The 11,924-nt window shown below is 68.2% G+C and carries 9 protein-coding genes; 4 read left to right on the forward strand and 5 right to left on the reverse strand.

Annotation, left to right across the window (positions count from 1 at the left end; translation table 11 throughout):
* Nucleotides 1-103: 103 nt before the first annotated feature.
* A complete protein-coding gene (locus tag AC5Y42_RS20630) occupies nucleotides 104-1,900 on the forward strand; it encodes a flavin-containing monooxygenase (protein ID WP_499900459.1) in 1,797 nt (598 codons plus the stop codon).
* On the opposite strand, the gene AC5Y42_RS20635 is transcribed toward AC5Y42_RS20630, so the two are convergent.
* The 5 genes from AC5Y42_RS20635 to AC5Y42_RS20655 form a co-directional block, all read right to left on the reverse strand.
* Complete coding sequence (locus AC5Y42_RS20635) at nucleotides 1,897-2,637, reverse strand: SDR family NAD(P)-dependent oxidoreductase (protein ID WP_499900429.1); 741 nt, start codon at nucleotides 2,635-2,637, stop codon at nucleotides 1,897-1,899. The genes AC5Y42_RS20630 and AC5Y42_RS20635 overlap by 4 nt on opposite strands.
* Nucleotides 2,619-3,362 carry an SDR family oxidoreductase gene (locus tag AC5Y42_RS20640; protein ID WP_499900430.1) on the reverse strand — a complete coding sequence of 248 codons (744 nt, stop codon included), beginning with the start codon at nucleotides 3,360-3,362 and terminating at the stop codon, nucleotides 2,619-2,621. Before AC5Y42_RS20640 ends, AC5Y42_RS20635 begins: the two co-directional genes overlap by 19 nt.
* Nucleotides 3,363-3,463: 101 nt before the next feature.
* On the reverse strand, nucleotides 3,464-6,253 hold the full coding sequence (locus AC5Y42_RS20645) for a helix-turn-helix transcriptional regulator (RefSeq protein ID WP_499900431.1): 2,790 nt from the start codon (nucleotides 6,251-6,253) through the stop codon (nucleotides 3,464-3,466).
* Nucleotides 6,254-6,263: 10 nt separating this feature from the next.
* Entirely contained in the window at nucleotides 6,264-7,220 is a 957-nt protein-coding gene (locus AC5Y42_RS20650; protein ID WP_499900432.1) for an electron transfer flavoprotein subunit alpha/FixB family protein, read from the reverse strand.
* 33 nt (nucleotides 7,221-7,253) lie between these two features.
* Nucleotides 7,254-8,054, reverse strand: a complete 801-nt coding sequence (locus tag AC5Y42_RS20655; protein WP_499900433.1) for an electron transfer flavoprotein subunit beta/FixA family protein — start codon at nucleotides 8,052-8,054, stop codon at nucleotides 7,254-7,256.
* A 206-nt stretch (nucleotides 8,055-8,260) separates the two neighbouring features.
* Between AC5Y42_RS20655 and AC5Y42_RS20660 the strand changes: the two genes are divergently transcribed.
* From AC5Y42_RS20660 to AC5Y42_RS20670, 3 genes are all read left to right on the forward strand, one after another.
* A complete protein-coding gene (locus tag AC5Y42_RS20660) occupies nucleotides 8,261-9,049 on the forward strand; it encodes a class I SAM-dependent methyltransferase (protein ID WP_499900434.1) in 789 nt (262 codons plus the stop codon).
* Nucleotides 9,046-10,584, forward strand: a complete 1,539-nt coding sequence (locus AC5Y42_RS20665) for a 1,4-alpha-glucan branching protein domain-containing protein (RefSeq protein WP_499900435.1) — start codon at nucleotides 9,046-9,048, stop codon at nucleotides 10,582-10,584. Before AC5Y42_RS20660 ends, AC5Y42_RS20665 begins: the two co-directional genes overlap by 4 nt.
* 112 nt (nucleotides 10,585-10,696) lie before the next feature.
* On the forward strand, nucleotides 10,697-11,920 hold the full coding sequence (locus AC5Y42_RS20670; protein WP_499900436.1) for a glycosyltransferase family 4 protein: 1,224 nt from the start codon (nucleotides 10,697-10,699) through the stop codon (nucleotides 11,918-11,920).
* Nucleotides 11,921-11,924: the final 4 nt, after the last annotated feature.

Below are 11,924 nucleotides of genomic sequence, written 5' to 3' on the forward strand. Positions count from 1 at the left end.
ATACCGACGCCCCCCTGCGACGATGCAGGCCGCGGAGCGGTCGAGCGTGAATGCCCAGCAAGCGGCCGTTGCCCGGGATCGCGAATTAGTCCAGGATGCTGCCATGGACGGCGGCCTGCGATTCGACACCGAGGCGCTGCGCGCCAAATACGCCAGGGAGCGCAACCGCCGTCTGCGGCCCGACGGTATCGATCAATATGTCGAAATCAGCGGCGCCTTCGCCCGCTTCGGCGACGATCCGTGGGCCGATCCCGGCTTCACCCGCGACCCGCTGGCCGACGCGGTTGACGTGGCGGTCGTCGGCGCGGGTTTTGGTGGGCTACTCATCGGAGCGCGCTTGAAACAACTCGGCGTCGACGATGTGCGACTGATCGACAAAGCCGCCGACGTCGGCGGTACCTGGTATTGGAATCGCTATCCCGGTATTGCCTGTGACGTCGAATCCTACGTCTACCTGCCGTTGCTGGAGGAGCTCGGTTATCTCCCGACCGAGAAGTATGCCAAGGGGGCGGAGATCTTCGCCCACTGCCGACGCATCGCCGAGCACTATGACCTGTACCGAAACGCGTGTCTGCACACCGAGGTACGTGAAATTCGTTGGAACCCGGTCGAATCGCGATGGATCATCAGCACCGATCGTGGTGATCGTATCCGCGCCAGGTTCGTGGCGATGGCCAACGGGTACCTGCAGAAGCCGAAACTCCCTGGCATTCCGGGCATTACGGATTTCAGCGGTCATACCTTCCACACCAGCCGCTGGGATTACGGCTACACCGGCCCAGAGCTCGCCGAGCTGTCCGATAAGCGGGTGGGAATCATCGGGACCGGCGCGACAGCCATCCAGTGTGTTCCCCGCCTCGCCGAAGCGGCCCAGCGCCTCGTCGTGTTCCAGCGGACCCCGTCAACCGTCGACGTACGGGCCAATCGGCCCACCGACCCGCAATGGGCAGCGACGTTGCAGCAGGGGTGGCAACGCCGGCGCATGGAGAACTTCCAAATCCTTACGGCGGGCGGCCAAGCCGACGAGGATCTGGTTGACGATGCCTGGACCAGCCTCACCAAGAAGATGCCGATCGTGAACGCCGATGGTCCGAACGCAGCGGAGCTGGCCGATTTCGCGAAGATGGAAGAGATTCGGGCGCGGGTGGATTCGCTGGTCACTGATTCCGCCACCGCCGAGGCGCTCAAGCCCTGGTACGGGTATTACTGCAAGCGGCCCTGTTTCCACGACGAATACCTGCAGACGTTCAACCGCGCCAACGTGACCCTGGTCGATACACGCGGCCGCGGGGTCGAGCAGATCAGTGAAAGCGGCGTTGTTGTCGACGGTGTCGAATACGCCCTGGACTGCCTGATTTTCGCTACCGGGTTCGAAGTCGGCACCGATTACCGGCAACGGACCGGCTTCGAAGTCGTCGGTCGCGATGGCGCCACCCTCACCGACAAATGGGCCGACGGGATATGCACTTTTCATGGCTTGCAGATCAACGGCTTTCCGAACTGCTTCATCGAAAGCATCGCGCAGTCCGGCTTCACGGTGAACTTCCCCTACCTCATCGACACCCAGTCCCGCCACATCGCTTGGGTGATCGCCTGGGCGCTACAGGGCGGCGTGGCGGAGTTGGAAGCCACCGCCGACGCCGAAGCAGCCTGGGTCGACGCTGTCGTGCAACGCTCCAGCGTCATCGCCGGACGGCGTGAGTCGTGCACGCCGGGCTATTACAACCGCGAGGGCCAAGCGACCAAGAGACTCAACCAGGACAGCTTCTTTTTCGGCAGCCCAACCGAATACGCCGACATCCTTGAAACATGGCGGTCCGCAGGCACTCTGGACGGGCTTGACATACGGGCCGCTGGCGACCGTCCGGTGATGACGACGGCCCCCCGCGACGGTGTTTAAGCGGCGGCACCGCCGCCGTCGGCGTGCAGTGTTGAACCAGTGATGAAGCTCGAGCGGGGCGAGGCCAAAAACAGCACGGCCTGGGCGATCTCGGCTGGCTTGGCGGTCCGGCCGAGCGGTAGCGCCCGGCCCAGTTCGTCGTTGGTGTCGCCCCACTCGGCGGCGACGCCGTCGGTGGCGGTGGGCCCGGGCGCGACGCTGTTGACTCGAACCCCGCGTGGCCCGAATTCGGCCGCCCAAGTGCGGGTCAGCGATTCCAGCGCAGCTTTGGACGCGCTGTAACTCGACGCGCCGGGGATGCCCTTGAACGCGGCCATCGTCGTGACATTGACGATGCTGCCGTGCCCGCGGCGCAACATGCCCGGCACCAACGCCGCAACCAGGAAGTAGGCGCCGCGCACGTTGGTGTCGAAGGTCGACTCGAATGATGCGACGTCCTGTTCCACGGTCAACGCGCCGGGGAAGCTGGCCGCGTTGTTCACCACGATGTCGACGTCACCGCATTGCCGGACAAGGGCTTTCACCGACTCCAAATCCAACAGGTCGGCGGCCACGAAACGCGCCCCGGCGCCCAACTCGGCGACGGCCGCGGCACCGCGGTCACGGGAGCGACCCGTGATGATCACCGCGGCGCCCTCAGCCGCAAGCAGCCGCGCGGACTCGAGGCCGATGCCCGCCGTTCCCCCGGTCACCAGCGCGGTCTGGCCGTGCAGTTCGCTCACTGCGCTGCCAGCCATTCGGCCAACCGGGTGCTGGCCAACACGGCGCCCTCTCCGGTGACCAGGCCGGTGTCACCAACCTGGGTGCCGAAGTAGACCGCCGACGGGTCGACGACGATCGGCAGGTCCTCGCCGCGGTGGGCCAGCGCCAGCTTGGCCAGCTCGGCAAAACTCATCTTCTCCGGCCCCCCGACGTTGACGATGCCGTCGACGGGCGCGGCCTGGGCGACCCGGGCCACCTCGGCGGCCACGTCGGCGCCGGCGATCGGCTGGATCTGGCCGTCGGGGGCCCGCACCTCCCCGTCGACGGTCAGCGACGCGGTGATCGCGTCGGCGAACTCGTGAAACTGGGTCGCGCGCACGATCGTGTAAGGCAGCCCCGATTCGGTGATGATGCGTTCCTGGGCCACCTTGGCGCGCATGTAGCCGCTGTCGGGCAGGCCGTCGCACCCCACGATGGACAGCACGACGTAGTGGCTGACGTCGGCGGTCTTGGCCGCGGCCACCTGGTTGGTCGCCGACTTGGTGAAGAATTCCATCACCGGGTCGTCGTCAAAGTTTGGCGAGTTGACCACGTCGACCAGCACGTCGGCGCCCGACAGCGCCTCCACCAGGCCGTCGCCGGTGAGCACGTCGGCGCCGGTATTGCGGGAAGCGGCCACGGTCTCGTGGCCGGCGGCGCCCAGCAGCGCGACGACCTTGGAGCCGATCTGCCCGCTGGCGCCCATCACTGTGATTTTCATTGGTTCCCTTCCCAGTTCGTGAATCCCGGTGGTGATGGGACAACACTGGCACCCCGGTGCCCGCGGGGGAACCCTGGAAAGTCCGTGGTCTGGCAGGCGGTCTAGCGCCAGGAGCCGTCGCGCAGTTCGCGGCGGGACCGGATTCCCAGCTTGGCGAACACCTTGCGCAAGTGCCATTCGACGGTATGTGCGCTGATGAACAACCGCGCGCCGATTTCGGGGTTGGTCAGACCCGCGCCGGCCAGTTCGGCAATCTGCTGTTCCTGGGGAGTCAGCACGTCACCGGCGGCGTTTGGTCGTTTGCTGGTGTTGTCCCCGGTCGCCTGGAGTTCGCGCCGGCTGCGGTCGGCGAACGCGTGGGCTCCCATCCGGCTGAACATCTCGTGGGCAGTCCGCAATTGGACGCGCGCGTCGGTGCGGCGCTTCTCTCGGCGCAACCATTCCCCATACACCAAATGGGCGCGGGCCAGCTGCACCACGATGCGGGTGCGGCCCAGCCGCTCGATCGCCTTGACGTAGAGTTCCTCGGCGGTGCGGCCGTCGCTGAGCAGCGCCCGCGACCGGGCCTGCGCCCCCAGTGCCAAATCGGTACCGGCGGCCAGGGTGCGTTCCTCGAGTTTTGTCAGCGCATCGCGAGCGATCGGGCGCTCGTCGGCGCGCACGGCGGCCTCCACCAGCTCGAAGAGATTCCATCCGTACAGACCCAGATCTTCGTATTCACACGCCCGACACAGCGCCGCGCAGGCCACCGGGTAGTGGCCCAGGCCGATACGCAACACCGCGGTGGCATAGCCGACGAGGGCGCTGACCCGGCCTTCACCGCGGGCGGCCGCGTCCCGCGTGGCGGCCTCGACCAGCTCGGTGGTCTCCGCTTCGTCACCGGCCCAGGCCGCCAACGCCAGTTCGTGGTAGCGCACCGGCGTATGGCCGGCAGCGGCGGACAGTGTCCGGGCGTCGGCGATAAGCGCCCGCGCTGACGCGAATTCGCCGGCCTGCACGTGCACCCCGGCGCGCGTCGTCAAGGCCGCCGGCAGCATCGCCAGCGCGCCGCCGTCGGTGGCGACCCGCACCGCGTCGGTGGCGATCCGGTACCAGGACTCGTCGTCCCACAGGTCGTGCACGACAGCTTCGTGGGCAATCGGAAACGCCTGCCACGACCAGGTTTCGGGGGCTATCGCCGCTATTGCCGCGCGCATCGGCGCCACACCGGCCGCGCAGCCTTGACTGATCCGGGTGGTCAAGCCGCGCAGCAGCAGATCGGCCGGGCGGGTGGAGTCGGTGTCCGGCCGGGCGAGCAGGGCCGCCACCGTGTCCGCACGCGCCGCAGCGCCGAACTGCCGGCCGGCATACATGGCCGCGCTGACCGCTTCCAACAGGGTCTCCTGCGCCATAGCAGCGTCGAGTGGCTCTAAAGCCTTTGCGGCGTCAAAGAATTGATGCACCGAACCGATCAGCGCGGGCGCATCAGCGCTGCCGCGGCTGCGGGTGAATGCCAGCTGCGCGCGCATGCGCCCCAACCTGGCCCGCTGCAGCTCGTCCAACGGCGCCAACTCCGCGATGGCCAGCAACTCACCGGCGGCGTCGAGTTCAGCCGCCGCCCGCTTGGTCTCGGCGGCGTCGAGCGCGCGGGCTCCACGCACGGTGGCGTCGGGAGTCAGTTCGGTAGCCCGGATCAAAAACGCTGCCGCCGCGGCGGTCCCACCACGCAGCGCAGCCCTGCCCGCGGATCGTTCCAGCTCCGCAGCGACGGACTCGTCGGGAGCGGCCGCCGCGTAGGCGCGATGCCACGCGCGACGGTCGGGGTCGTGCGCGGGGTCGGTTGCCTCGGCCAGGGCGCGGTGAGCGTCGCGGCGATCGGCGCCCGTTGCCGCACGGTAGGTCGCCGAACGGACCAGCGGGTGGCGAAACCGCACCCGCGCACCGATTTCGAGCAGTCCGGCCTCCTCGGCGGGGGCCAACGCACCGGGCGCGATCCCCAGCGACTCGGCCGCCCGCAGCAGCAGCGTCGCATCGCCCACCGGCTCCGCGGCGGCCACCAGCAGCACCCGTTGGGTGTCGTCGGGCAACGACCGGATCTGGGCCAGGAAGTGCCGTTCGATCTGCCCGGCGACGGGCTGCACGTCCGGGCGGTAGTAGCCGCCGGCCAGCTCGGCCGCGGACAACCCGCGGGGCAGCTCCACCAGCGCCAGCGGATTGCCGTGGGTTTCGGCGACGATCCGGTCGGCGACCTGCGGGTCAATCGGGCCGGGCAGCGCCGATTCCAGCAGCGCGTGGGCGTCCGCGTCGGCCAGGCCGCGCAGCATCAGCCTCGGCAACCCGGTCAATCCGTCGACGGGTTCGCGCAGCGCGCACACCAGGGCGATCGGCTCGGCCAGCAGCCGCCGCGCCACGAACCCCAGCGTCTGGGCGGAAACCCGATCCAGCCAGTGAGCGTCGTCGACAATGCAGCACACCGGCTGCTCCCCCGCGGCCGCCGCGAGCAATCCCAGCACTGCAAGCCCGACCAGAAACCGGTCCGGGGCGGGCCCGGTGCTCAACCCGAACGCGATGCACAGCGCCTCGCGCTGCGGTTCGGGCAGTATTCCGAGGCGGTCCATCAGCGGGGCGCACAGCTGCTGCAGCCCGGCGTAGGCGAGTTCCATATCGGACTCCACCCCGGCGGCGCGGATCACCTCGAAATCGGCGGCAGCGTCGCTGAGGTATCCCAGCAGCGCCGTCTTGCCAATGCCGGCTTCGCCGCGCAGGACCAATATCTGGCTGTGGCCGGTGCGGGCCGCCTTCAGAAGTTCGTCCAGTTGCGCGCACTCGGCGCCGCGGCCGGTGAGCGCCTGCCGAGCAGGCGTAAAAGCCCCCGACACACCGGGTGTGCGGGGGCTTTTACGTCTAATCACGCAGCAAAAGCTATCCCTTGCGGGCCTTGACCGCCTCGGTCAGCTGCGGGGTGACCTTGAACAGGTCGCCGATCACGCCGTAGTCGGCGATCTCGAAGATCGGCGCCTCTTCGTCCTTGTTGACCGCGATGATCGTCTTGGAGGTCTGCATACCGGCGCGGTGCTGGATTGCGCCGGAGATGCCCAGCGCGATGTAGAGCTGCGGCGACACCGTCTTACCGGTCTGCCCCACCTGGAACTGCCCCGGGTAGTAGCCGGAGTCCACCGCGGCACGCGAGGCACCGACCGCAGCGCCCAGCGCGTCCGCCAATTCCTCGACCACGCTGAAGTTCTCGGCGCTGCCGACACCACGACCACCGGAGACCACAATGGTGGCCTCGGTCAGCTCCGGGCGATCGCCGGCGACGGCGGGCTGACGGGAGGTGACCTTGGTGGCGTTCTCGGCGGGCTCGGGCACCTCGACGGTGACCTGCTCGCCGGCTCCGTCGGCCGGTTCGGCGTCGATCGCACCGGCGCGCACGGTGATCACCGGGGTGTCACCGTTGGCCTGCCCCTCGACAGTGAACGCGCCACCGAAAATCGACCACAGCGCTTTGCCGCCTTCCTTCACGTCGACGACGTCGACCAGCAGCCCCGAGCCGATCCGCGCGGCCAGCCGGCCGGCGATTTCCTTGCCGTCGGCGCTTGCGGCCAGCAGCACGCCCGCCGGCGCAGCCGATTCGGCCAATGCGGCCAGCACGTCGACCGCCGGGGTGATCAGGTAGTTGTCGACCGTTTCGGATTCGCCGACGTAGATCTTGGCAGCGCCGGCCGACTTCAGGCCGTCGATCAGCGGCTCGGCCGTTCCGGGCGCACCGAGCACGACGGCGGCCGGCTCGCCCAGCACACGGGCGGCGGTAATCAGTTCGGAGGTGACCTTCTTCAGCGCGCCTTCAGCGTGCTCGACGAGCACAAGTACTTCAGCCATGAGTTATGTCCGTATCTTTCGGGTCTAGGGGTCTTAGATGATCTTCTGGCCGACCAGGTATTCGGCGACCTTGGTGCCGCCGTCGCCCTCGTCGGTGACCTTCTCACCGGCCGTCTTGGGTGGCTTCGGGTTCGATGCCAGCACCTTCGACCCGGCGTTGGCCAGCCCGACTTCGTCACCCTCGACACCGATCTCGGCCAGCGTCAAGTTGGTGACTTCCTTCTTCTTGGCGGCCATGATGCCCTTGAACGACGGGAAGCGTGGCTCGTTGATCTTCTCGTTGACGCTGACCACCGCCGGCAACGAGGCCTCCACGGTGAAGACGCCGTCGTCGGTCTCTCGCTCGCCGGTGATCTTGCCGCCCTCGACCGACAATTTGCGCAGGTGGGTGAGCTGCGGCAGACCCAGGTACTCGGCGATGATGGCCGGTACGGCTCCACCGGTGCCGTCGGTGGATTCGTTACCGGCGATCACCAGCTCGGTGCCCTCGATGGTGCCCAGCGCGCGGGCCAGCGCCCAGCCGGTCTGGACGACGTCGGAGCCGTGCATGCCGTCGTCGAGCAGGTGGACGGCCTTGTCGGCGCCCATCGACAGCGCCTTGCGGATCGCTTCGGTGGCCCGCTCCGGGCCCGCGGTCAGCACGGTCACCGACCCCTCGGTGCCGTCGGCGGCCTCTTTCTCCCGGATGAGCAGCGCCTCTTCGACGGCGCGCTCGTTGATCTCGTCCAGCACGGCGTCGGCGGCCTCGCGATCCAGCGTGAAGTCGCCGTCAGTGAGCTTGCGCTCCGACCAGGTGTCTGGGACCTGCTTGATCAGGACCACGATGTTCGTCATAAGTGTGGTTCGTCCTCCTCGAAGGAGTCCCGCAGCCGTCGACTGCAGGACTGGGTCACGTCTTAAGCCACCACACGCGCATGTTACTGAGCGGTAACTTTGTGCGGTTCGCTCTCACACCATAGCGGGTCGTGCTAAGCCGATTGCCCGCCCGTCTGCGGTGACCCGTTCGCGATCTGCGTCGCAGGGGCTAGCCTGCTCATGCAATGAGCGCATTAGTTCCCGACGTTCCGCACACCCCGGTCGACGCCGCACTGCCGTTGACCGGTGAGCGCACCATTCCCGGCCTGGACGTGGAGAACTACTGGTTTCGGCGCCACGAAGTGGTCTACCAGCGGTTGGCTTCGCGTTGCGCCGGCCGCGAGGTGCTCGAGGCGGGCTGTGGCGAAGGCTATGGCGCCGACTTGATCGCCGCGGTGGCCCGCCGAGTGGTCGCGCTGGACTACGACGAGTCCACCGTCGCCCACGTGCGTGCGCGCTATCCCCGCGTGCAGGTCATGCACGGCAACCTCGCTGCGCTGCCGTTACCGGACGCTTCGGTGGATGCCGTGGTCAATTTCCAGGTCATCGAGCATCTGTGGGATCAGACACAATTCGTCGCCGAGTGCGCCCGGGTGTTGCGGCCGTCGGGGGTTCTGATGGTGTCCACACCGAACCGGATCACGTTCTCACCGGGCCGCGACACTCCGATCAACCCGTTTCATACCCGCGAACTCAATGCCGACGAACTCAGGCAGCTGCTGCTCGACGCCGGATTCACCACGGTGACAATGAGCGGGGTCTTCCACGGGCCGCGGCTGGCCGACATGGATGCCCGCCACGGCGGCTCGATCATCGATGCGCAGGTTGCCCGGGCGGTGGCCGACGCGCCCTGGTCTGCTGACCTACTGGCCGATGTCGCCGCGGTCAGTGCCGCCGACTTCGAGATCGTCGACGCAGCCGACCGCGATATCGACACCAGCCTGGATCTCGTCGCGATCGCGGTGCGCCCGTGAGCCACTCGACCGGTGACCGGGTCCCTGGTCTGTTCACCCTGGTGCTGCACACCCACCTACCGTGGCTGGCCCACCACGGCCGCTGGCCGGTCGGCGAAGAGTGGCTCTACCAGTCGTGGTCGGCGGCCTACCTACCACTGCTGCGGGTATTGCACACCCTGGCCGACGAGGACCGGCACCGGGTGGTCACGCTGGGGATGACACCGGTGGTGACCGCCCAACTCGACGACCCCTATTGCCTCGAGGGCATGTACCACTGGCTGGCCAACTGGGGGCTGCGCGCCGCCGAAGCCGCCAGCCTGCCGGAACCGTTGCGGGACTTCGGGATTCGCGAGCGTGCCGAAGCCGACCAGGCTCTCGAGGACTTCGCCACGCTGTGGCACCACGGCGGCAGCCCGCTGCTGCGCGGCCTAGTCGATGCCGGCACGGTGGAGTTGCTCGGCGGTCCGCTGGCGCACCCGTTCCAGCCGTTGCTGCATCCGCGGCTGCGGGAATTCGCGCTGCGTGAAGGGCTGGCCGACACTCGGCAGCGGTTGGCGCACACCCCGAGCGGCATCTGGGCTCCCGAATGCGCCTATGCCCCGGGCATGGAAAACGATTACGCCGCAGCCGGAGTCGGGCATTTCATGGTTGACGGCCCCTCCCTGCACGGCGACACGGCGTTGGGACGGTCGGTCGGCGACACCGATGTGGTGGCGTTCGGGCGTGACCTACAAGTCAGCTACCGGGTGTGGTCGCCGAAATCCGGCTACCCAGGTCACGCCGTCTACCGCGACTTCCACACCTACGACCATCGCACCGGCCTGAAGCCGGCCCGGGTCACCGGCCGCAACGTGCCTTCGGATGCCAAGGCGCCCTACGATCCCGAGCGCGCCGACCGTGCGGTCGACGTCCACGTCGCCGACTTCGTCGACGTCGTCCGCGGCCGACTGCTGGCGGAATCCGAGCGGATCGGCCGACCGGCCCATGTCATCGCCGCGTTCGACACGGAGTTGTTCGGCCATTGGTGGTACGAGGGACCGGTATGGCTGGAGCGGGTCTTGCGGGCCCTGCCCGAAGCCGGGGTGCGGGTCGGCACCTTGAGCGACGCAATCGCCGACGGTTTTGTCGGCTCTGCCGTCGAATTGCCGCCCAGCTCTTGGGGTTCCGGCAAGGACTGGCAGGTGTGGTCCGGGGACAAGGTGGCCGATCTGGTGCAGCTCAATACCGAGGTGGTCGACACCGCGCTGAGTACGGTCGACAAGGCGCTGACCCAGAACGCGTCATTGGATGGGCCGATCCCCCGCGATCAGGTCGCCGACCAGATATTGCGCGAGACGCTGCTGACGGTCTCCAGCGACTGGCCGTTCATGGTCAGCAAGGATTCCGCGGCCGACTACGCCCGCTACCGGGCGCACCTGCACGCCCACGCCACCCGCGAGATCGCCGATGCGCTGGCGTCGGGGCGCCGCGAGGTCGCCCAGCGACTGGCCGAGGGCTGGAACCGTGCCGACGGTTTGTTCGGCGCCCTCGACGCCCGGCGGCTGCCATGCTGAAGTCGGTTTCTTTTTCCCGCGAGCGTGCGTGTCCCCGGTCCAAAAGCGGCGTGTCGGACCGGGGACACGCACGCTCGCGCCCAAGGTGGGCGCGCCAAAAGTGGGCAACCGCATGAAGATCTTGATGGTGTCGTGGGAGTACCCGCCGGTGGTGATCGGCGGCCTGGGCCGCCACGTCCACCACCTGTCGACAGCGTTGGCCGTGGCCGGCCACGAGGTCGTCGTCCTCTCCCGCCGCCCTACGGGAACCGACCCGAGCACGCACCCGTCGACAGAGGAGTTCAGCGAGGGCGTGCGGGTGGTTGCGGCCGCCCAGGACCCGCATGAGTTCAGCTTCGCCGACGACATGATGGCCTGGACCCTTGCCATGGGACACGCGATGACCCGCGCCGGGCTGTTGCTGGATTTCACCCCCGATGTTGTGCACGCACACGACTGGCTGGTGGCCCACCCTGCCATGGCGCTAGCCGAGTTCCACGACGTGCCAATGATTTCCACCATCCATGCGACCGAGGCCGGCCGGCATTCCGGCTGGGTGTCCGGTCCCGTCAGCCGCCAGGTGCACGCCCTCGAGTCATGGCTGGTGCGCGAATCCGACTCGCTGATCAGCTGTTCGGCGTCGATGAGCGACGAGATCACCGAACTGTTCGGTCCGGGGTTGAGCCAGATCACGGTGATCCGCAACGGAATCGACGCGGGGCGTTGGCCCTTCGCGGCCCGTCGGCCCCGCACCGGCCCACCGGAGCTGCTGTATGTGGGCCGGCTGGAATACGAGAAGGGCGTACACGACGCGATCGCCGCATTGCCGCGGATCAGGCGCGCCCACCCCGGAACGACGCTGACCGTTGCCGGTGAGGGCACCCAGCAGGACTGGCTCGTCGACCAGGCGCGAAAACACCGGGTGCTCAAGGCCACCAACTTCGTCGGACGCCTCGACCATGCCGACCTGCTGGCCGCGCTGCACCACGCCGACGCAGCCGTATTGCCCAGCCACTACGAGCCGTTCGGGCTAGCGGCGCTGGAGGCCGCCGCGGCCGGCACTCCGCTGGTGACGTCGAACATCGGCGGCTTGGGCGAGGCGGTGATCAACGGCCAGACCGGCATGTCCTGCCCACCGCGCGACGTGCCCCAGCTGGCCAAGACGGTCGGTGCCGTGCTCGACGACCCGGCCGCCGCGCAGCGCCGTGCGCACGCCGCCCGGCGGCGGCTGACTTCGGACTTCGACTGGCACACCGTGGCCGAGGAGACCGCGCAGGTGTACCTGGCGGCAAAGCGCCGCGAACGCCAGCCGCTGCCCCGGTTGCCGATCGTCGAACACGCGCTGCTGGACCGGTAGCAGG

The sequence above is a fragment of the Mycobacterium sp. NGS48 genome (assembly GCF_059812585.1).